The sequence below is a fragment of the Akkermansiaceae bacterium genome (genome assembly GCA_024233115.1).
Taxonomy (GTDB): Bacteria; Verrucomicrobiota; Verrucomicrobiia; order Verrucomicrobiales; family Akkermansiaceae; genus Oceaniferula.
This window is the reverse complement of the sequence record JACKQB010000003.1, coordinates 660,320-681,889: the sequence shown is the minus strand read 5'-3', so window position 1 is coordinate 681,889 and position 21,570 is coordinate 660,320. Positions and strand designations below refer to the sequence as shown.

The following is a 21,570-nucleotide window of genomic DNA, read 5'->3' as shown; positions in this document are numbered from 1 at the left end:
TATGAAAATTTCGCGCATTTCGCTCCTTTTCGCGGTCAATTTGATCGACATTTCCCTGTCTGCGGAAGGGGTCTTGTCTGCGTCATCTACTGGCCGTAAAATAAAAAAATCCCCCCGTGTGGCCACGAGGGGATGTGGATGGATCAAGTTTTTGTTAGTGGCCGTGCTCACAGGTGCAGGCGTATTCCTTATACTCACACGTCGGGCAGTCGCTCAGATTGAGGGTGAACTTATCCCGCACAGGTGCCGCCTCAGCGGTGGTTTTGATGGTGACGATGGTGGGGAAATTGTTACCCTCGGGAAGGACTCCGCTGGAGATCAACGAGTTGCCATCGGCTGCCTTGGTGAATGCAAGCATGGTGGGGTTGCTCCGGTCGCCGCAGACGACATCGACGGTTTGTGCGCCGACAGCCACGGCTTTGTTGTCGGCACTGAGAAACGTGATACGGATCTTGTGATCGGCGGTGACAAAAAACTCGGCGTGGGGTTCGACGGTGGTGATGATCCTGCCACCATTGGGGCCTGCCTCTTTTTTGGCGTGGTCGTGGCCGGCGTGATCGTCACTTTCACCGGGATGGACATCGTGGTCAGGTTTGCCATCGCCATCATGATCGTGAGGCACCGCTTTGGGGTGGGCGCCGGGGCCATGGTCGGGCTTGCCGTCACCATCATGGTCGTGGGGGACGGCTGTTTTTTTATCTTCACATCCGACGAGAGCGAAGGTGAGTGCGGTGATTGTGGCGACGATTGTTTTTGTTGGTTTCATGGTGTTGTTTGGTCTATGGAGTTTGTGGTTTGGAGTTTGGAAATTAAAGCTTAAAACTTCAGGGTTACTGCGATGCCGGGGCGCTTCTCTCGACCGCTTGAAGGGCCGCCCTGCGTCCGAAGAGCCAGAACACAGCGGGAGTCACCCCAAGTCCCAGCAGGGTGGATGTCACGAGCCCCCCAACGATGACGATGGCGACCGGGTTGAGGATTTCCTTTCCAGGCGCTTCCGCAGGATTCGAGTCGGGCAGACCCGGGATAAACCCGAGGTTGGCGACCAGTGGCAGCAGGGCGATGCCGGCGGAGAGCGCGGTCATCAGGACCGGGACGAGTCGTTCCAAGGTGCCGCGCTCGATCATTTCCCGGGTAAAACCCTCACCTTCATGGCGCATGAGGTGGAGGTAGTGGGAGATCATCATGATGCTGTTACGTGCTGCGATTCCGGCCACGGCGATAAATCCGACCAGTGTGGCGATACTGATGTTCTGCAAGGTCAGGTAGGTCAGGATAATGCCGCCGATCAGGGCGATGGGGATGTCCGCCAGAACCTGGAGGGTAAACACGGGTGTTCCAAAGTAGCTGTAGAGCAGGAAAGCCACGATGACTAACACGATCACCGACATCAGGGCAATCCGTTTCGAGGCATCTTGTTGGGCCAGATACTCGCCTTCAATATCAATGCTATAGCCAGTAGGGAGCTCTATTTTTGCGTCGATCTGTTTCTGCAGCTCTTCCACGTGTGAGACGAGGTTGTCAGTGGTCGGGTTGATACTGACCACAAACCGGCGCTGGGTGTTTTCGCGCATGATCGTGTTAGGCCCTTTCGCCTGGCGAATGTCGGCAAGGTTCTTCAAGGGCACACGCTGACCGCTCGAGGTGTCGATATACATATTGGCAAGGCGTTCCGGCGATTCACGCCATTCGATGGGCAGTCTGACAACGACATCGTAGATGCGCTGGTTCTCGTAGAGCTCGGTGACGGCTTCACCCCCGAGCAGTGTGGCGAGCCGGGCATTGAGGTCGCCCGGGGTGATGCCGTAGGCCCGTGCCCGTTCACGGTCGACCTCGATCCTGAGCTGGGGGATCGGCGCCTGCTGCTCGACCCGTGCCTGCTCAAGGCCTTTTATTTCCCGGGCGAGGGTTTGGATTTCCGTGCCGATACGACGCAGTTCGTTGAGATTGTCACCCTTGATTTTAATCGCAATCTTGGCGGACACCCCACTGAGCATGTGGCCAATGCGGTCGGCCAGTGGACTGCTGATGGCAGAGAAGGTGCCGGGTAGGTTGACCGGACTCATCACCGTGCGGATTTCTTCAATGATTTCGCCACGGGCGCGTGTGGTGTCGGGGTCGAAATTGACTTCAAACTCGACTGTGGAGACCGGCACGACATGGTCGCCCCGTTCGGCACGGCCTGCACGGTAGCCAACGGTTTTGACGCCCTCGATTTCCATGAGCATCTTACTCGCCGTGTCGGCCAGTTCGGTGGTTTGTTTCAGTGAAGTACCGGGGGCGGTGGTGGTGGCGATCACCGTTGTGGGTTCGCGGAACGGAGGCAGGAAGTTGTTTCCCATACCGGGATACAAGGTGGCGGCTCCAAGGAGCAGCATGGCGGCGATGGCAAGGACGGCGAAGGGGTGGCTCAGGGCGAGGCGGAGCCAGGTGTTTTTAAGCACCCATTTCATGCCTGTGACCAGTGGGCTGTCCTTCGGTTTCTTGTGTTTGCCGGGATGGAGCAGGAAGGAGGCAAGCACGGGGATGACTGTGAGCGAGACCACGAAAGATGCGGCCATACTGACGATGGTGGCAATGGCGATGGGGGTAAATAGGCGGCCCTCCACGCCGCTGAGGGCAAGCAGGGGGACGAAGACTAGGATGATCAGGATCGTCGCATAAAGGATCGAGCTGCGGACCTCGGATGATGCTTTGGCGATAACCTCCAGGCGAGGCAGGGGGGCGGCAAGCAGGGCGTTTTCCTTGAGCCGACGGAAGACGTTTTCCACATCCACAATGGCATCATCAACCACCATGCCAATGGCGACAGCGAGACCGCCCAGGGTCATGGAGTTGACACTCAGGCCAAACAAATCGAAGACCAACACCGCGATACCTAATGACAGGGGGATGGAGGTGAGGGTGATCAGGGTCACCCTGAAGTTCATCAGGAAAAGGAACAGGATCACACAGACCATCACACCACCCAACCAGAGTGCCTCCACAAGGTTATGGAAGGAGAGGTTGATAAACTCGGATTGCTTGTACATCGGGGTAAGCACCACACCCTCCGGCAGGTTTTTCTGGATGTCGGCCAGTGCCGCCTCCACCTCCTTGGTGAGCGCGAGCGTATCAAAGCCGGGTGACTTGGTGATGCTGATGACAACACCACGCTGGCCATTGGCTGAGGCGTCACCACGCATCGCCTCGGTGTCCCATACGACATCGGCAACGTCCTTGATCCGGATCGAGCGATCGTGCACACGGCGGACTTCGGTATTGCCGATCGCGTTAAGATCGGTGGTCATGGCCAGGTTTCGAACCATGATCTCCTGGGCACTCTCCGTGAGGAAGCCGCCTGTGGTATTGCTGACCACTTTGGAGGAGGCTTCACGGAGTTCGTCAAAACTAACACCATGGGAAAGCATGCGTTCTGGATCGGGCTGGATCTGGAGTTGTTTGATGCCACCACCCATCGACAGCACTTCGGCAATACCCCGGATGCCTTGGATTCGACGGGAAATGGTCCAGTCGGCCAGCGAGCGGAGGTCGCGTGGCTCCATTTGTCCGGAGGGATCTGTAACGCCCAGGAGCATGATATTGCCCATCAGGGAGGCAACCGGTGTCATGTAGGGAACGACTCCCCTGGGGAGGTCGTCGGTGACCCCTAACAGGCGTTCCTGAACGAATTGACGTGCCTGGTAAATGTCCGTTCCCCAGTCGAACTCGACGAAGATGAGCGAAAGTCCGATATCATTGGTAGCGCGGAGTCGGGTGACGCCAGTGACACCCATGAGTGTATTCTCCAGCGGGACGGTCACCAGTGTTTCCACCTCCTCTGGCGCAAGTCCGGGTGATTCTGTTAGGATGGTGACGGTGGGCTTGGTGAGATCGGGTAAGACCTCAACGGGGAGCTGGGTACTGCGGTAGTAACCCATGGCCAGCAATACCGTGGCAATCGTCAGAATCAGCCCTCTCTGAGCGAGGGAAAAGCGGATGAGTGAATTGAGCATGGTCGTGTGCTAGTGAGAAGTGGTTACATGCTTGTTCAGGCGGGAGTGTCTGACACTGCTGACGATCAGCAGGAGTAGGAGCACCCCGGTGGTCGCCGCAAAGAACAGGGTGTAGGGGTTGGTTTTTTTCGTTTTACCACCTTCTGCGGCTTCTTGTTTGGCTTTGATTTGGGCATCGCTCATTTTGGAGCCGTCTTCGTTGTGCTCGTGGCCATGGGCGGCATCGAGCGCCTCCTTGAGCGACAGGCCGGTGCCGCTGGAGAAGCTGAGCGCGTAGGAACCGGTGGTAACGACCTCATCACCGGGGAAGAGGCCGCTGATGATCTCAACGTAACGATCATTTTTTTCCCCCGTCTGCACCGGAAGGCGGGTGAAGGCGTTTTTGATTTCGATGTGTTTGACATAAACGACCCGATTGGCGGCGTCGCCTTGAAGAGCTTCGCGAGGAACAGCCATGACACCCTGGCGGCTTGAAGTGACGATGGAAAATTCAGTCCGCATACCAGGGCGGAGCCGGAGGTCTTGATTGGGTACTTTAAAGATGGCGCCGATGGTGCCGCCTTCCTGGTTGGCCTTGGGGTCGAAGCGCAGCATGACACCATCGATCGTCTCACCGCCGAGTGCCGGGATGCGCAGGTGAGCCTTGGTGCCGGGCTTGATCTTGCTGACCGCATCCTCTGGGATCTGGGCAGTGGCCCATACCTCGCTGAGATCCATGATGTCTAACAATTCCTTATCGGGTTCCACGGGCTCGCCGAGTTGGATGTGGCTGGTGACAACGAGTCCGTCGCGGGGAGCCTTGAGTTCGATGACGGGCGGGGGGCTGCCGGGCTGCCTGCTTTCTACTTTGACGAGCACGTCCCCTTTTTTGACCATATCGCCCTCAAAGGCGTTGACGGCGATGATGCGTCCGGAGATCCGGCTACTGAGTACGGAATGGTTTTTGGGGACTTCGCGGATGTGCCCGATGGCAAATACCGTGGTCTCGAAGTCTTTTTTTTCGACCACGGCATACTGGATGCCGAGGTTTTTGATCCCCTCGGGCTGGAGGGAGATGAATCCATCTGATCCAGGCCGGCTTTCCTCGGCGGCAAAGATGAGTGTGATGCAACTGCCGATAAGAACCAGGGCAGAGGGAATGGTGGTTGATTTGTTCATGAATATTGAGTGCTGGTAAGGAAGTGAAACTACTTGGCGAGCGCGGCCTCGTAGCGGGTCTTGGCGAGATGGAAATCGCGCAACGCATCCAGTCTGGCGGATGCCAGCTTGAGGAGTTGCTCGCGGGTGCGCAGGGTGGCCTGGAGGTCGCCCTGGCCTTCGCGGTAGGCTTTGACCGCCAGATCAGCCTGCTTGTGGGCAAGGGGTAGCAGGTTCTCTGAGATCTCGCGTGCGAGTTGGATCCACTCGGTCATCTCGGCATGGGCCGTGGAGGCCTCGTGACGGATGTTGTGGGCGAGGGCGGTGACTTCCTTTGTCTTCCGTGCCCTACGCGCATCAGCTTCCTGGATGGCACCTTCATTTTTATTCCAAAGTGGCAGCGGGATACGGATACCTACCCCGACAGTGGCCTCGGTGTCATACCCGTCGGGCGCATCCTCCGAGCGTTCCATCCCGGCAGAAACGGACAGCTCGATATCGTCGCGTGACCTGGCTCTTTCCAGTGCCGCAGCTTCGGCGGCAGCCTTGGCATTGAGTTTGGCCGCTTGTAAATCAGGCCGTTGGTCAGGATTGACCGAGCGCGCAGGCGGGGGGATTTCAGGCAGGTCGCCGCTGACGACGAGCGGATCTGTGGTCGACATGCCAAGCAGGGGTTTGAGCTGGCCACTGAGACTGGCCGACTGGGCATTGAGCTGGCGTAGCTGGTTGGCAAACTGCGCGGCTTCAAGCCTGGCCTGGCCCGCATCAAGAACCGAGCCTTCTCCTTTTTTGGCCGCTTCGCCAATGTAGTCGGCGAGTTGTTTGGCAACGGTTTCCTGTTTTTTGATTAACTCTTTTTGTTGGCGCAGCGCCAGCACCTTGATCAGGAGTTCTTTGCTTTCGGCGACGAGTCGCCGCTCGACATCACGCACTTCCGCCTGCGCCGCACGGAGAGAGGTGAGGGAAACGGCTTTTTCGAGTTGAAGCCGATTGGTCACGGGAAACTTCTGGGCAATGCTTACATTGAGCGCGCGTTCGCGGAAGCTGGGATTGTGCGAGATATCAACACCGAGTTCGGGGTTGCTATGGAGCCCCGATTGGTTGAGCCGGCCCACGGCTTCGGCAATACGGTAGCGGGCTGCGGCGAGTTCGGGGTTCTGTTTTTTGATGCGATCAGGGATCGAGTGCAGTGATACGACCAAGGCCTCGGCGCTATGAGCCGGTGCAGCCAGGCATGATGCTGTTAGGAACGTGAGTAGGAGGGATCTTGCGTGGCTCCAGCGAGCGGCGTGATCTTGGGTAAGGAATTTCATGGATTTCAAGTAATGGATCGTCGGTCGGGAAATCGGGACCGGGAAAACCGATGGGGAAATAAGAGAACCAGGCAGAAAGAGATGAATCTCCCTGCGGTATTTCAATAGTTCAATGGCGGACCCACACCAAACAATGGCCGCGCACCACGAGAAGGGTAACGCAGCATACGCGGGGCACGCTAATCAAGCAAGCGACGGCCCACGGACGGGTGTCGTTTTTGCGCCAATACGCATAAGTCGGGAGCGATGCTCAGCCGAGGGGTCCGGGTAACCCGATGGAGTCAGCTCCCGGGTCAATGAGGTCCCATGTGCACGCAGGATATCATCAAGCGTCGCAGTGAATGAGAAAAAATCAGAAAGCTCTAGCAGGGTCGGGGAGGGGAGCTGGAGACCGTCTTCTAGGAGCATGCTGTCGCTGCCCAGAATGAAACAGAGCTGGCAGGGGGCGGGTTGTTCCCGGTCGTCCGGAGCCTCTGAATCAGGGTGGCCCGTATCGGCCGGGTGATCCTCGCCGGCAGTTGGGCAATGAGCGGCTACATCACAAAGAGTCACGCAGCACGATGCTTCGCTGTTGTGCAGCATACCGAACTGGTCGGCCACACAGCGCCCGTAAGCGGTGAGGAAGACCAGGATGATAAGGTATGAGCCAATCTTGCGCATCCCCGCCACTCTCAACGTATATTGCGGATTGTCAAACCAAATGAAACAACCAAATGAAACAACAACGGGCGCAATGGTTGCCGCGATATCACTGCGGCGAGTGGGCTACACGTGAATGTGGGACTCCCAGGAAAGCCCCTGATGACGTGCAAAAGCACGCAAAATGCACACATGCGTCATGGCAATGTATATGCCTGATAAAGATCTTCTGAAAAGTATCGGAAGGGGGCTTGCCAAGGGGCCTCATTTGGACATGATGCACTTCGTAAAAAGACGGGCGTATCCATGTCCGACGAATGAACCTAGAACGAACAACAATGAGTGACGACCTTACCGAAGTAACCGAAGCAGAACTTCCATCGAATATCAAATCCCTCTGGCTGAAGGCACAGAGCGCTTATGAGATGAGGAACTTCACCTATGCGATCAGTCTTTGTCATGCAGTGCTCAAGGAGGCGCCCGGATTCCTGGATGCGCGTAAACTGGCCAGAAACAGTGCGGCGTCCAACCTGGCGGGCAAGAAGCTTAAAAAGGGACTTTTTGGCGGCAGTGGTCTGTCGCTGATGAAAATTCCGTCCCAAGGTAAAAAAGACCCGGAAGGGGCAATGATGGCACTCGAAAAAGAACTCGCCAAGTCACCCTTTGACGGTCCGGCCAACGATCTGCTGTTCGATTGTGCCCTGCGTCTCAACATGCTCAACACGGCAGCTTTCGCCTTGGAGACTGTGCGTAGTGGTTCTCCTGAAAACACCAAGCTCCTGCACAAGCTGGCCGAACACTACCTCGCCCGGGATATGCCTGACAAGGCGGCGGATGTCTACAATGACATCTGCAAACAGGATGCTACCGATATTCATGCGGTGAAAGGCTCCAAGGACGCAACAGCCCGTGCGTCGATGAAGAAGCAGAAGTGGGAAGAAGCCCAGAGTTTCCGTGACGTGATGAAGAGCGGTGATGAGACCGCGGCGCTCGAGGCATCTAACCGTGCTGCCATGACGCGCGACCAGTTGTTGGAAAAGCTCGCCAAACTCTCTGAAGAGTATGCGGCTGACAACCAGAACCTGGCCTTGGTGAAAAAGGTCGCCAGCCTGTATGAACAACTGGAGGACTGGCCCAATGCCTACTCGTTTTACAACTACGCCTACGAGTTGAGCAGCAAGGACGTGGCACTGCAAAACAAGGCGGCCTATATGAAGGACAAGGCCGCCGACTTTGGGCTTAGCGAGCTTAAGAAAGCCTGTGCCGCCGATCCGGAGAATGCCGAGTTACGCGCGAAATACGACAGCATGTTAGCCCAGCGGATCGCTGAACAGGTGACGGAGGCCCAGGAGCGCGTCGACCGGAATCCCACCGACCCGCAGCTCCGCTACGAGCTCGGTCTGGCGCTCTACAAGGCGGGTAACCACAGCGATGCGATCCCCCACTTGCAGCAGGCGACCAGAAACCCGCACATACGCACACGCGTGCTGCTGTTGTTAGGAAAGACCTTCCGGGCCAAACACATGCACGACCTTGCCATCAAGCAGCTTTCAGACGCACTTGCTGATCTCGTCGGAATGGACGGAACCAAAAAAGAGGTGCTGTATGAAAAGGGGCTTATCCACGAGGATATGGGAGACAAGGCCGCCGCCCTCGATAGCTTCAAACAGATCTACGAAGTCGACTACGGCTACCGCGATGTCGCCAAACGCGTGGAAGACTCCTATTCAGGTTAAACTCCAATCCCGCAGCCGCGGGGTTCAAAAACAAAACATGCTAACACGCCCCGCTGCCTCCAAGGTAACGGGGCATCTTTTTTCCCGACACCCGACACCCGACACCCGACCTACTCTTTCATGCTCTTGACGAACTCGCGCCACATGAGGCGGGTGATGTGATGTTTGAGCAAGTCATCCGGTTTGACTCCGGCTGGATACTCGGGCAGCGGCGAGAAGCTGGTCTCACTGGCCATGTGGGCGCGCAGGAGGGCGTAGACACCGGCTTCGATCTGGCTGGCGAGCATTTCCTTCTCACTGGGGTCGGCCATAAAGGAAATCGGGGGAGTTTCCGCGCGTGCGCCGGAATCGGTTGTTCCCGGACGGGAAAACCATATCGCGATCGGGATGCGCGGGGTTTTGAGCCCGCGGCTATTTCCAATCGACGTCTTGGTGGTCACCTGCACCACATTGCCGGAGGCCTCGCTGATAAGGTCGGCTACGGTGCTCATCGCATCCTCAAGGGCCTTTTTGTCCCTCAGCGTGGCACCGGCGTGGAGGGTCAGGGAGAGGTCCGCGGCGGGATCTGGGTTCCACGGGGGGAGCGATGATTTTAACCGCTTGATGGCAGTCACGGCAAGCTGGCGTTCGTCATCGGTGGGGCCGGAGGTGTCGATGACCCTCTCCCAAGCCAACAGCGCGCGCTGAAGCTCACCCTTGGTTTCGAGGTGGGTGGCGAGCGCCACCATCGCCTCGCCACCTTTATTCCCCAGTGTGCCATACTCGGAGAGGGCGGGAGCGTGGAGAAGGTTGCCGGTGGGCAGCTTCTCGGGTTGGGGGCGGGCCGGGGTAACGGGGGTTTGCGGGATGGTGTCATCCCTGTCCTCTAACAATCCTGCATTGATGGGTTTCGGCGGAGGGATGTTGGGACGGCTTTCTTCCCACTGCCTGGAGATTTCCACGAGATCCTGGGGAGTTGGAGGGGTGGTGAAATCTGTATTGCGTGTACCAATCATCCAGACCACCACGATAGCGAGGAGGCAAGCAACGATGACTATGGGGATGGGAATACGCATGGAGAGCTGGGACGGGACGGGGAAATTTACTCTGTCGGACGAGGACACCTTACACAAAAAAACCTCCCGGCATAGGAGGCTTTTTGAAAGATTCGCAGAGCGAGTGAGTCGGTGTGTTTGGAACTACTCCTTCTCGTTGGCGTCAGCGGGCCTCACATAGAGGGCGCGCTTACCCACGCGATCGCGGAGGTAGTTGAGCTTGGCGCGACGCACCTTGCCCTTGCGGGTGACTTCGATCTTGGCGACACGTGGTGTGTGCAGTGGGAACACACGCTCAACACCTTCGCCGGAGGAAATCTTGCGGACGGTGTAGGATGCGTTCAGGCCACTGCCTTTTCTGCCGATGCAAAGGCCGGCGAAGATCTGGATACGCTCTTTGCCTCCTTCCACAACACGTGTGTGGACTTTCAAGCTGTCTCCGACGTTAAAGTCTGCGACGTCCTTGAGCTGCTCGTTTTCGATTTTGTCGATGATGTTCATATCTACCTCTGGTTGGAAATTAGTTTGAAAATGGGTGCCGAGCACTGGGGGGAGCTGCGAGCGGGCGGGAGAACTAGCGTATCAACTATGGGATTGCAACTGTTTTTCGCGGATTTGTGGCGAATTTTATCAGAAATTTGCAAAACTATGGTGGTCGACCTCGTTTATTCTTCCGACATGATATCCTACAAAACGATTCTTCCCGCATTAACCCTTGCGGCCTCAATGGGCTCCGTTGCCTCTGCTCCCGACCTCGAGATGGAGAAAAAACGCCAATGCCGGTCGGTGCACCTGGGTTATGAAATGAAGGAGTCCACGGTCCTCTACAACGAGATCGTGGTGCAGCAATCCGCTCCCGGCACCTACTTCTGCGCCCTGGGCTTCAATAAAGGCTATTTTGGCATGCAGGAACTCGCCAATGGCAAGAAGGTGATCCTGTTCTCAGTCTGGGATAACAGCCAGACCAACGACAAACATGCGGTCGGCGAGTCCAAACGTGCCCGTGTGCTGGAAACCGGCGAGGGTGTCCGCACCGGCAGGTTTGGCGGCGAGGGCACCGGGGCACAGAGTTTTTATGACTACGACTGGAAAACCGGCGAGACTGTCCGTTTTCTGGTTCAGGCCAAACAGGTCGAGGACGGGGGCACCCAGTTCACCGACTTCCGTGGCTGGTTTTACGACAACACCCGCAGGAAGTGGCAGCTCATGACCGCCCTGCGCACCCCGACCACCGGGATCAGGCTGCGCGGCGGATATTCCTTTGTCGAGGACTTCAGGAGAAACTACGAGTCCGCCAAGATCATCCGCCGTGCCCGTTATCAAAATACATGGGCCATGGGGTTGGACGGGAAATGGACCGCCCTGACCCGGGCGCGCTTCACCGGCGACCGCAACCCCGCCACCAATGTGGATGCGGGCAAGGAGGGGGATGGTTTTTTCCTCCAGACCGGCGGTGCCACCGAGATGAAAACCACCAAGCTCTGGTCCTGGATGCAGGGTAACGAGCGCACCGGCAAACTCATGCCAAGTATCAAGGAAGTGCTGGGCCACTGATTACCTTGGGGAGGGTGGACACTCCTGTCCACCGGCAACCCAAGCAACAATGCGGACAGGCGTGTCGGCACTCCCTGCTGCTTGATCAGCCGCGAGAGCTTCGCCGCCTCCCGGATCTTGGTTTGCGCCTTGGTGGAGATCTACCCGGCATGCCCTTGGCCTTGCCGGGTTCACGTAGGGTTTCGTAGGGTTTACATGTATTGCGCCTCCCAATCCGCCCCTTTGAGAAAATTGTCTCGCCGATGAAAATTCCTCCGGCACACCGACATCGAGATCGTAAGGTGCCTGACCATACTCGTCCGCCATTTTTAGAAAGATCAAGGAGGTGGGTTGCACAAGGTAGTCGCCGTAGCCCAAGCCGTGCGTAGCTGCTGATCACGGCAAAACTGGGTCAGGGGTTGTCCTTGCAAAGGGGGGGCACATAACAGTTGGTTATTTCGGCCAGGCAGTCCAAGCGGAAGTAGTACCGTTCACAGAGTTCCAGAATGGTTTCAACCATTGTTATTTTGAGGCATCGCTAGGGTGCAGATCCGTGAGTTCCAGCAGGCTTGCGTCAGACGCCTTTCGGTGCGAGTGACAGCAAGAGCGAGGCGACTGTTCTGATTAACCCGTGCTTGCTTATCTCAGCCTGCCTTGGTAAGGCCACGGCTGTATGCGTATCGGTCAACCCAAGAAATCGGACCCCTTCCAATGGCAGCACCTACTGGCGTGGCTGGGGGGCATCCTCTGCGCCTTGGTGCCATTTATCGGAGCGTGGGAGGTCGGCCCTATGCAGGTGCCGGTTCGTTTTGGCTCGGGTAACTTCGGTTTCAACCTGCTGATCGGAACCGGGCTGTGTACCCTCGGCGCGCTGGTGGGTGGTTACTGGTGGCGGATTGGAAAATGGCTGCTGGGGAAAAATGATGGCGTGATGACCGCGGCGGCGGTGGTTTTGTTGGCTCTCGGTATGGCCGGAGTCGCCACCCCGGCACTCGATGGTGTGTTTCTGTATCTTGTTGCCGGCGTTTTGTTGTTAGGGTTGATCCTCGCCTTTGTGTTTCGTGGGATCAAAGCCCGTGACTGGCCGTCATTTGATGGGTTTATCGACTGGATCAGTGCCCGGAAACCCATCAATGCGGTTTATTATCTGATTCTGCTCATCGTTCTCATCGTCAACAACCTGGGGCTCACATGGGGGATGGATGCGGGCTTTGGCGAAAAGCTGAGTGTCTTTCTGGGTCGCATCTTCACCCATGCTGTGATGGTGGGCGTGTGTTTCCTGCTGGCGGAGATGACCATGCGCGCGGCTCCGAGGTATTTCCGTTGGCTCCCCTGGCTGGTGCTTGGCCTGGTGCCATTGCTGGTCGTCATTGATCAACTGCTGGGCATCATGTGGAACCGCCCCCTGCTCAATGTGGTCAACGCGCTCACCTCGTCAGGGAGTCTCGATCTTGCCGTTGAACTCAAGACCAGTGGACTTGACGTCGGGCCGCTGGGGGCGTGGCTGATTGTTCTGGGGGTCTTCGCCCTGGCGATGTTGATGGCCGGAGGCTGCTGGCTGATTTCCAAGAGATTTGACACCAGGGTTTCCGTGGGGGCGGCCCTTCTGATGACGGTGTTTTGTTGGTTGGGTGTGGTCGCAGAGCAGGGGGTCGGGTCGAAGTGGAAACCTGTCACGGTCTGGCAGGAGGAGCGTAAGGCCTTTGACCTTCACCTGGGTGTCTTTGCTCCGCCGCAGGGAGTCGGCAGGTTCCGTGTTGCTTTCTACCAAGGGCTGGCGGAGAACCAGGGGACGGTTCCCGCACTCGACTCCAAACCGGATGTTTTCATCTTTATGTTAGAAAGCACGCGCAGTGACGCGATCCGTCCTGACGTCGCCCCTTTTCTCAGTGCGTTCCGCGATACCGAGTGCCAGCCTTTTGACGGCACTTGGTCGGCGTCCAACGCTACCCACTTGTCGTGGTTTGGCTTTTTTCACAGTCGCGTGCCGATTTTCTGGCGAGAGGCGCTGGAGTCCATCCCTGACCGGCAAAAATTCCATGGCGCCGTGCCACTGCAGCAGCTTAAACAAGCAGGCTACCAGATCGAAGTGCGTGCAGTCTGCGACTTCGACTACAAGGATTTCGGGCTATCCAATTTCGGCTACGAAAAGAATCTGGCTTCCGTGTTAGACCAAGCAAGGGATGGCAACGAGCTTGACCGGCTCAACATCGGCGAGCGCGAGAGGGTGAGTTTCGAGAGGCTGCAACAAGCGGTCATTAATCGGCCTGAAGGAGGTGGCTTTTACTACACCGCCCTCGACTCGCCGCACTATAACTACTACTGGCACAATGATTTTGAGCCCCCCTTCAAGGAATACGACGAGGACACCCGCTTTCCACTGAACCCCACCAAGGACGAGGTGCAGCGGGTGGTGAACCGCTACTGGAACGCGGTGGCCTGGGTGGATTTTCAGGTGAAGCAGTTCTGTGATTTTCTCAAGGCACAGGGCCGCTACGACGAGAGTATCATCATCGTCACCGGCGACCACGGTGAGGAATTCCAGGAGCAGGGGAGTTGGTTCCATTGCTCGTCACTGCGGCCGGCGCAAACCGGGGTGCCTATTCTGATCAAATGGCCGGCGTCGATGGGTCGTGGTCCTGCAAGAAAAGACGTCAACCACATCGATGTCATGCCGTCGCTCATGCACGCGCTCGGGATGCCGCAAGACAGCATCCGGGGTATGGCCGGGAGGGATTTGCTCGATGAAGATGGTGAAAAAACATCCATCTCGACCACCGCTTTTGCCGGGAAGAGTGGCGAAACCATGGTGCTGCGACGCTCCGGTTACGAGGCGGTCTTTTTCTGGGAACAATACTGGGAGTCCCAAGTGCCGAGCGAGATGGTGTTAGAATACATGCTCGGTCCGGATGGAAAAAAGATCAAACTCAAAAACGCCTCCGCCTATGCCGATGAGTTGCGCCTCCGCTTCCCCGACGCCTTCGACCGCTTCTTCAAGTCGCTTGAGGTGATTAAAGATTAATTTGAGGTCGCGCAATTCGCAAGATTCGCGGTCAACAAAATGAGTGATCCAGCCCGGCGTTTTTCGCGTATTCAGCGGTCAAAAAAAGCAAAGTCTGATTCCCGCCACAGTGGCGAAGCCGATGACGGTGATTTCAAAGGCCCGCTGCGAGATGATCTTGATCAGCCTGTGACCGCCAAAAACCCCCGCCGCAATGGCTGGGGCCAAAATGAGGTTGGTCAACAAACTCCCCGGCGTAATCAGGTTCAGCCCGGCGCCGAGCGGCAACTTGAGCAGGTTGATCACTAGGAAAAACCGCGCGCCCACACCGATGAGTTCCATTTTTTCCATCCGCCTCGACACCATGTAGATTTGCAGGATGGGGCCGGCGGCATTCGCCAGCACCGTGGCCATCCCCCCCGCCGTGCCGCAGAAGAATCCAAACCGCCGCGTGCAGGCGATGGCGAAAAACTTCTCCGGGTTGATTCTGCTGACGAGTTGGATAAAACACATCAGCAGGATGATGCTGCCGATGATTTTCCGCATCATTCCATTATCGACGTTCCCCAGCACCGTGACACCAATGGCCATACCGACCAGCGCCGGCCAGGTCAGCCGCCAGACGTTTTTCCAGGTCGCGTACTTCCGGAATGCCGGATAAACGAGCAAGTCCGCGATGATCAGCATGGGCAATGCGAAGCCGAGCGACTCCTTGGCTCCGATCAAATCCGCCAGAATAAATACCGAGATCAGCGAAATACCCGAGAAGCCCGCCTTGGACACGCCAATACAGAATGCAGCGACGGCGACAAGCAGCCAGGCCGTCGCACCGTCGGGAATCAACTCTGGAATGGCGGGCATGCGGCAATATGCTCAGTGAATGGCATGATTTTCAAGTATTCGTCATTGGAATTTGTCGATAACGCGCTAGAACTTCCGCGCCATGGCAAAAAAACCTGTAGTTCTCATTATACGCGACGGCTGGGGTGTCAATCCCGGTGGACAAGCAACCGCTGAAAAAGACGGCAACGCCGTGCTTCTGGCCGATACCCCCTACCACGACATGCTCTGGTCGACCTATCCCAAAAGCTTTGTCAGCGCCTCAGGTGAGGACGTTGGCCTGCCCGATGGCCAGATGGGTAACTCGGAGGTAGGCCACCTCAATCTCGGTGCTGGCCGCATCGTCTATCAGGATCTCACCCGTATCAATAAATCCATCAAGGATGGGGACATGCTCGAAAACAAGGTGCTCAAGGAAGCCTTCGGCAAAGCGAAAAACGGCAAGGCTGTGCACTTCATCGGCCTGGTCTCAGATGGTGGTGTGCACAGTCACCAGGACCACCTCATCGCCCTTTGTGCAATGGCCAAGGCGAACGGCTGCGACGATATCAACGTGCACGCGATCACTGACGGTCGTGACACCTCACCCACGGGTGGCGTGAAATACCTCGAGTACGTCGAGGATGCCATCGCCAGGTCCGGCGCGCGTATCGCCACCGTGATCGGCCGTTACTACGCTATGGACCGCGACAAGCGCTGGGACCGCAACCAGCTCGCCTGGGACGCCATCGTCGAGGGCAAGGGAGAGCGCCAGGATGTCCTGACAAGCGAGGCCGTTGCCGAGAAGTATGAGATGGATAAAACCGATGAGTTTCTCCTGCCGATGACCTTCTGCAAACATAACCAACGCCGGATCAACGACGGTGATGTGGTGATCTGGTTTAATTTCCGCGCCGACCGCGCACGCCAGCTGTCCGACGCCTTCCTCAAGCCCGACTTCGACGGTTTTGATACCCACGGTGCTCCCAAGGTGCACTACGTCACCCTGACGGAATACGACGAGACTTACGGTGTGCCCGTCGCCTACGGGCCCGAGGATCTTAAAAACGTGTTAGGCGAAGTCGTTGCCGCCGCCGGCAAAAACCAAATGCGGATCGCGGAAACCGAAAAGTATCCGCACGTGACCTATTTCTTTAACGGCGGAAAGGAAACGCCTAACAAGGGAGAGGACCGCTACATCGTGCCATCACCGAAAGTAGCCACCTACGACCTCCAACCCGAGATGAGCGCCCCCGAAGTGATGGCTAAAGTCGTGGAGCAGGTGAAAAACTACGATCTCTGCATCCTCAACTTCGCCAACCCCGACATGGTCGGCCACACCGGTATCGTCGAGGCCGCCATCAAGGCCGTTGAAACCATCGACCTGGGAGTGAAACTCGTTTCCGAGGAGGTCCTCCGCCTCGGCGGGAAATTGTTGATCACCGCCGACCACGGCAACTGCGAGAAAATGATCAACGCCGATGGCTCGCCACACACCGCGCACACCACCAACCTCGTACACGCCATCTACGTCGCCGACGACCACGCCGACTACACCGTCAACGACGGCATCCTAGCCGATGTCGCCCCGACCCTGCTCGACATGATGGGCCTCCAGCCCTCCGCCGAGATGACGGGTAAAAGCATGCTGGTCAAAAAGTAGGGGGTTTTCAACCTGCCGACAACCCACGTGTCCTCCGTAGCCTCGGCGAAGGGGGAAGGTTCAAACACAAACCTAGGCACCGATCAAGGAGCCTGGGTTTTTTCATGCCCAAGAACCCGCCCCAAATGGCTTTATTGTCCCACGCCCCAACGGGGCAACCTTAACGTAGCCTAGGGCAACGCCCTGGGTGGCCAGATCCCAGAAGAATCACGAGCCCTGAAGGGGTCGCCTAAATCCTTGCCCCCCTCGTCACATTCACGAAATGCTTGTTCATTTCATTGCGTGTCATCGCTTGCTCACAAGCAAATGCGAGAATAGGGCGGATGAGTTGATCCCAGGGCGGTTTCCAGGCTTTCGATGATTTCTGCGGCCAGGATCGCTGGGGCGGGGAGGTTTTCGGTGTCTTCTAACGATTCGTCTTTCAGCCAGAGGATGTCGAGGTTGGCTTTGTCGCGGGCGACGATCTCGTCGTAGGTGAATTTTTTGAATCGGTCGGTTTCTTGCCGAGAGGGGAGCGTGGGCGTCCCGCCCGCTTTCTTTCCATAGCACTTTACAAAGTCGGTGAGGTTTTTGGTGGCGAGGGAGTTGGTTTTGAGGGATGATGGTGATGATCGTATCAAGGGTGATTCTCGTGGGCAGGGTATGGTTGAGGTGTTAGACCGCCCCTTCAGGGCTATGAATTGTGGGTGGGGCCGAATCCCAGGGCGTTGCCCTAGGCTACGTTAGGCTGCACCTTTGGCGCTCATTTTCACAACATGACTCTATGTAGAGTTTTCCATCATTGTCGTGATTTCCCTCAATTTGGTATTTGGAGTTTGGAATTTAAAACTTAACATCCCCCCGTGATCTCGACTCTCCGACTGCAAAACTTCCGCTGTTTTGACGCGCTGGCGCTGGAATTTCCGGCGTCGGGCGCGGTGATGGTGGGGGCGAATGCACAGGGGAAGACAACCATACTTGAGGCGGTTTGTGTGTTGGTCCGTTTGCATTCGCCACGTAGCCAGAGGATGGGGAAACTGGTCAAGGCGAGTGAGGCTGGAGCCGGTCCGGGTTTCGGTGTGGCGGGGGAGTGCTGGGGGAATGAACAGCGGGTTGGTTTTACTCCGAGAAAAGGGGTGGAGATGAAGCTCGATGGGGAAGTGGTCATCAAGCAGGGCGACTACTTGCGTTCCGGCGGCCTGATCGTATGGATGGGCAACGATGACCTTGATCTGGTGCGCGGATCGAGTAGGGGGCGGCAACGGTATCTCGATTTTCTCGGCTGCCAGTTGGATCCGAACTATCGCGATCATTTGAACCGTTATCACCGGGTGCTCAAGGCACGGAATATTTTGCTCAAGGACCGTGTCTTGCGTGAGGCGGAGATCGCTGCCTATACCGAGCTATTGGTCAAACATGGCGATTTCCTGACGACTGCCCGACGGCAATTGGTCGGTCGACTCGAACCGGAGGCTGTTTGCTCGCAACACCGGATCAGTGCCTGTGATGAAAGGGTGGGGATGGAGTATTGTGCCGGATCGGGTGACGACCTCGTCAAAAGCCTGGAAATGACGCACGAGCGCGAGCGCAGGGTGGGGCAGACCGTGGCTGGCCCGCACCGGGATGAGGTCCGGCTCACCATCAACGGGATGGCCGCCGCCGATTTCGCCAGCGAAGGCCAGCAGCGCACTATGGCGCTTTCCCTGAAGCTCGCCCAGGGGGAGTTGTTACAAAAGGAAGCCCGCAGAATGCCCGTCTATCTGCTCGACGACATCTTCGGCGAGCTCGATCCTGGCCGCCGCAACGCGCTGATGGCTGCCTTACCCAAGCAAGCCCAGAAACTGATCACCACGACCAACATCGACTGGATGGAGGACGATTTCACTGTTATCGAAATGTCGAATTTGACAACCGCGAAAAACGCTAACGACGCGAAAGGCTAGTGTGTTCAAGCATGTTAAATGAACTCAAAGAATATGAATTTTTCGCGTAATTAGAGTATTTAGCGGTCAATCACACGAATCCAAAGGATATGAACTTCCGTAATTTTCGTTCCTTCCGCGTGGCCTTCGTAGCCTTCCCCTTCGCTAAAGCTACGGAGGACACGTCGGCGAAGTAGGCTGGTTTAGAATAAATGTCTGATACAAACATCATCGAAAGCAAGGCGGGGCCGCTGGAAAAGATCGGTCATGCGGTCCTGCGCCGTATGGGTCCGACGTGTCCGGGCGGGACGTCGGTGGAGGAGCAGCGGGTGCTCAGCGATGACGAGCAGTTGCTGCTGAAGAAGATTGTGCGCTGGACGGTTTTCAGGGCGGCGCTGGCGGGTGCCTTGTCGGCGGTCGCGGCGGCCTGCGCGGCGGTGTATGCGGAGCGGCGTTTCGGCGATGAGCTGGTGGCTTACTGGCTGGTGTTCGGCGGCGTGTCCCTGTTGGCGGCGGTGTTGGAAGTGGGTTTCCTCTACTTCGACGCCCTGCGTGCCGTGCACCGGATCTCGGCGGCATCGGACGTTGAGCTGTTTCCGCAGGGCGACGAGCGATCGCGGATGGCGGGGGTGATGGTGCGTGCGGCGATGGAGCTGCCGAACCCGCCCGACCGCGATCCTTACGTGAACCCGTTCCGGCGGGCGTCGAAGTGGCGTATTTTGTTAGGTGCGCTGGTTTACAAGGGGAAGATCCTGGTGACCAACGCGCTGGCGAAGGTGGTGGTGCGTAAGATCCTGCTTCGCGGCGCGGCGCGTGCCTGGCTGGAATTTGTCGCGGTGCCGGTGACGGCGGCGTGGAACGCGGTGGTCTGCTTCTGGGTGCTGCGCGAGGCGCGTATCCGGGCGATTGGGCCGTCGGCATTGCAGCAGGTGCTGCCGGAGCTGTTGGCACAGGTGGATGCGCAAGCGGCGGAGGCGGCGCAGCGGGCCGTCGGCTGCTGTGTGTTGGCGAGCAGGGACCTGCACCCGAACCACCTGCGCATGTTGGAAATGATGCGTGAGGTCTCGGGTATCGAAGTCACCGAGCTGGCGGATGATCATGAGGAGTTCCTGAGAAACCTGTCCGATTTAAAACAACACGAGCGTGAGGTGGTGTTAGATCTCTACGTGCTTGCGGTGCTGGTGGACGGTCGGATTTCCAAAGGTGAAAAAGCGCTGCTTGCCCAGGCGCTGAGGATTCACGGAGCGGAGCCGGCGCATGGCTGGCTCCGCGAGGCCCGGAACAGCTTCCGCCGGGGCTACGGCGTGCCCTTGTTGAGTGATGCGTTATAAGTTTGCTATTTGGAGTTTGCTATTTGGAGTTTATACTGCGCGTAGGCATCCAGGGCGCGTTGGCGGCCGTCGCTGTGGCTGATGAGCGGGTGCGGGTAGTCTTTTCCAAGCGTGACATCCGCGGCGGCGAGTTCCAGCGGCGGGGCATCCCATGGCGTGTGGATGTGTGCATCCGGCATCTTGGCGAGTTCGGGAATCCATTTTCTCACGTAGTCGCCGGTGGGGTCGAACTTTTTGCCCTGGATGACGGGGTTGAAAATGCGGAAGTAGGGGGAGGCGTCGGCGCCGGAGCCCGCGAGCCATTGCCAGCCCATCGAGTTGTTGGCGAGGTCGGCATCGACGAGGGTGTCCCAGAACCAGCGCGCTCCCTCCTGCCAGGGCTGGAGCAGGTGTTTGACTAACAGGGAGCCGGCGATCATGCGGACGCGGTTGTGCATCCAGCCGGTGTGCCAGAGCTGACGCATCCCGGCGTCGACGATGGGGAAGCCGGTTAGTCCGCGTTGCCAGGCGCGCAGGTGGTCGGTATGAAACTGCCACGGAAAGAGGTCGTATTCCGGTTTGAGTGCGGCGTCCTGGCTGTGTGGGAAGTGGTAGAGTAGGTGCGCGGAGAACTCCCGCCAGTAGAGCTGGCGCAGCATGCCGAGGTCGGCATTTTCCTGATGATTTGAGCCTTTGCGCACGGCGTGAAAAAACTCGCGCGGGCTGATTTGTCCGAAGTGGAGGTAGGGGGAGAGCCTGCTGGTGCCGTCCACCGCCGGGATGTCGCGCTGGGTGTCGTAGCGGGCGCTTTTGGCGGCGGCTTGTTCGAGCAGGTCGATGCCGCCGCGGCGGGTCGGGGTCCAGAACGCGTCGATTCCCTTGTCCCACGCAATGGCGGGCAGGAGGCCGAGGGATTCGATGCTTTCCGGGCTGGGGTCGAGGGTGGGGGAGGCGGCGATTGGTAGTGTTTCGGGTCTCGCGGGTGTTAGGGCGCGGCAATGTTTCCAGAAGGGGGTGAAAACCTGGAAGGGTTTGCCGGATTTGTTGGTGATTTCCTGGGGGTCGAGGAGGAGCGAGCCGTTGAAGGATTCGGTTCTAACACCTTGTGCGTCGAGTTCCTGTTGAATCTGGCCGTCGCGCCGGGCGATGGAGGGTTCGTAACATCGGTTCCAGAATACCGAGGCGGCACCGGTTTCACGGATCAGCTCCCGCAGGCTGTCCAGGCTGTTAGTCGAGCTGCGGATGACGAGCTTGAGCCCGAGCTGCCGGAGCTGCGCCTGTAAATCGCACAGTGCGTGGTGCAGCCACCACTGCGACGCGCGCCCCTGTTTCCACGCGCCTTGCTCGCGCGGGCAGTGTATGTAGAGGGGGACGACGGCCGAGCCCCGGCGGATGGCTTCGTTCAGGGCCGGGTTGTCTTGCAGGCGAAGATCGCGGCGGAACCAGACGATGACGGGCTGCGACGGCATGGCGGGAATGAGGGAGCCGTGGG

Annotated in this window: 16 protein-coding genes; 6 read left to right on the top strand and 10 right to left on the bottom strand. The window is 57.8% G+C overall.

Annotation, left to right across the window (positions count from 1 at the left end; genetic code table 11):
• Positions 1-154: 154 nt before the first annotated feature.
• The 5 genes from H7A51_10860 to H7A51_10840 all read right to left on the bottom strand — a co-directional run bounded on the left by H7A51_10860 (position 155) and on the right by H7A51_10840 (position 7,102).
• The gene (locus H7A51_10860) at positions 155-766 is read right to left on the bottom strand and encodes a hypothetical protein (GenBank protein MCP5536712.1); all 612 of its coding nucleotides are present in this window, start codon (positions 764-766) and stop codon (positions 155-157) included.
• 64 nt (positions 767-830) lie between these two features.
• Positions 831-3,992: an efflux RND transporter permease subunit gene (locus tag H7A51_10855; protein MCP5536711.1), complete on the bottom strand. Its 3,162-nt coding sequence runs from the start codon at positions 3,990-3,992 to the stop codon at positions 831-833.
• A gap of 9 nt (positions 3,993-4,001) precedes the next feature.
• The gene (locus tag H7A51_10850) at positions 4,002-5,150 is read right to left on the bottom strand and encodes an efflux RND transporter periplasmic adaptor subunit (protein MCP5536710.1); all 1,149 of its coding nucleotides are present in this window, start codon (positions 5,148-5,150) and stop codon (positions 4,002-4,004) included.
• Between the two features lie 29 nt (positions 5,151-5,179).
• Positions 5,180-6,442: a TolC family protein gene (locus tag H7A51_10845; protein ID MCP5536709.1), complete on the bottom strand. Its 1,263-nt coding sequence runs from the start codon at positions 6,440-6,442 to the stop codon at positions 5,180-5,182.
• A gap of 183 nt (positions 6,443-6,625) precedes the next feature.
• The gene (locus H7A51_10840) at positions 6,626-7,102 is read right to left on the bottom strand and encodes a hypothetical protein (GenBank protein ID MCP5536708.1); all 477 of its coding nucleotides are present in this window, start codon (positions 7,100-7,102) and stop codon (positions 6,626-6,628) included.
• Between the two features lie 317 nt (positions 7,103-7,419).
• Between H7A51_10840 and H7A51_10835 the strand changes: the two genes are divergently transcribed.
• On the top strand, positions 7,420-8,817 hold the full coding sequence (locus H7A51_10835; protein ID MCP5536707.1) for a hypothetical protein: 1,398 nt from the start codon (positions 7,420-7,422) through the stop codon (positions 8,815-8,817).
• Between the two features lie 110 nt (positions 8,818-8,927).
• Here H7A51_10835 and H7A51_10830 read toward each other — a convergent pair whose 3' ends face one another.
• Both H7A51_10830 and rplS read right to left on the bottom strand, forming a co-directional pair.
• Positions 8,928-9,872, bottom strand: coding sequence for a hypothetical protein (locus H7A51_10830; GenBank protein MCP5536706.1), 945 nt, complete (start codon positions 9,870-9,872; stop codon positions 8,928-8,930).
• Between the two features lie 123 nt (positions 9,873-9,995).
• On the bottom strand, positions 9,996-10,352 hold the full coding sequence (gene rplS / locus H7A51_10825) for a 50S ribosomal protein L19 (protein MCP5536705.1): 357 nt from the start codon (positions 10,350-10,352) through the stop codon (positions 9,996-9,998).
• 177 nt (positions 10,353-10,529) lie between these two features.
• Between rplS and H7A51_10820 the strand changes: the two genes are divergently transcribed.
• On the top strand, positions 10,530-11,405 hold the full coding sequence (locus H7A51_10820; protein ID MCP5536704.1) for a DUF3472 domain-containing protein: 876 nt from the start codon (positions 10,530-10,532) through the stop codon (positions 11,403-11,405).
• A gap of 652 nt (positions 11,406-12,057) precedes the next feature.
• Entirely contained in the window at positions 12,058-14,406 is a 2,349-nt protein-coding gene (locus tag H7A51_10815; GenBank protein MCP5536703.1) for a sulfatase-like hydrolase/transferase, read from the top strand.
• Positions 14,407-14,484: 78 nt separating this feature from the next.
• On the opposite strand, the gene H7A51_10810 is transcribed toward H7A51_10815, so the two are convergent.
• Complete coding sequence (locus H7A51_10810; GenBank protein ID MCP5536702.1) at positions 14,485-15,225, bottom strand: sulfite exporter TauE/SafE family protein; 741 nt, start codon at positions 15,223-15,225, stop codon at positions 14,485-14,487.
• Between the two features lie 103 nt (positions 15,226-15,328).
• Here H7A51_10810 and H7A51_10805 point away from each other — a divergent pair, with 103 nt between their 5' ends.
• Positions 15,329-16,867: a 2,3-bisphosphoglycerate-independent phosphoglycerate mutase gene (locus H7A51_10805; GenBank protein MCP5536701.1), complete on the top strand. Its 1,539-nt coding sequence runs from the start codon at positions 15,329-15,331 to the stop codon at positions 16,865-16,867.
• Between the two features lie 296 nt (positions 16,868-17,163).
• Here the strand turns inward: H7A51_10805 and H7A51_10800 are convergent, their stop codons facing one another.
• Positions 17,164-17,487, bottom strand: a complete 324-nt coding sequence (locus H7A51_10800) for a hypothetical protein (protein ID MCP5536700.1) — start codon at positions 17,485-17,487, stop codon at positions 17,164-17,166.
• Between the two features lie 222 nt (positions 17,488-17,709).
• On the opposite strand from H7A51_10800, the gene H7A51_10795 reads away from it, so the two are divergent.
• Positions 17,710-18,789, top strand: a complete 1,080-nt coding sequence (locus H7A51_10795; GenBank protein MCP5536699.1) for a DNA replication/repair protein RecF — start codon at positions 17,710-17,712, stop codon at positions 18,787-18,789.
• Positions 18,790-18,980: 191 nt separating this feature from the next.
• Complete coding sequence (locus tag H7A51_10790; GenBank protein ID MCP5536698.1) at positions 18,981-20,099, top strand: hypothetical protein; 1,119 nt, start codon at positions 18,981-18,983, stop codon at positions 20,097-20,099.
• Between the two features lie 5 nt (positions 20,100-20,104).
• Here H7A51_10790 and H7A51_10785 read toward each other — a convergent pair whose 3' ends face one another.
• The gene (locus H7A51_10785; GenBank protein MCP5536697.1) at positions 20,105-21,547 is read right to left on the bottom strand and encodes a deoxyribodipyrimidine photo-lyase; all 1,443 of its coding nucleotides are present in this window, start codon (positions 21,545-21,547) and stop codon (positions 20,105-20,107) included.
• Positions 21,548-21,570: the final 23 nt, after the last annotated feature.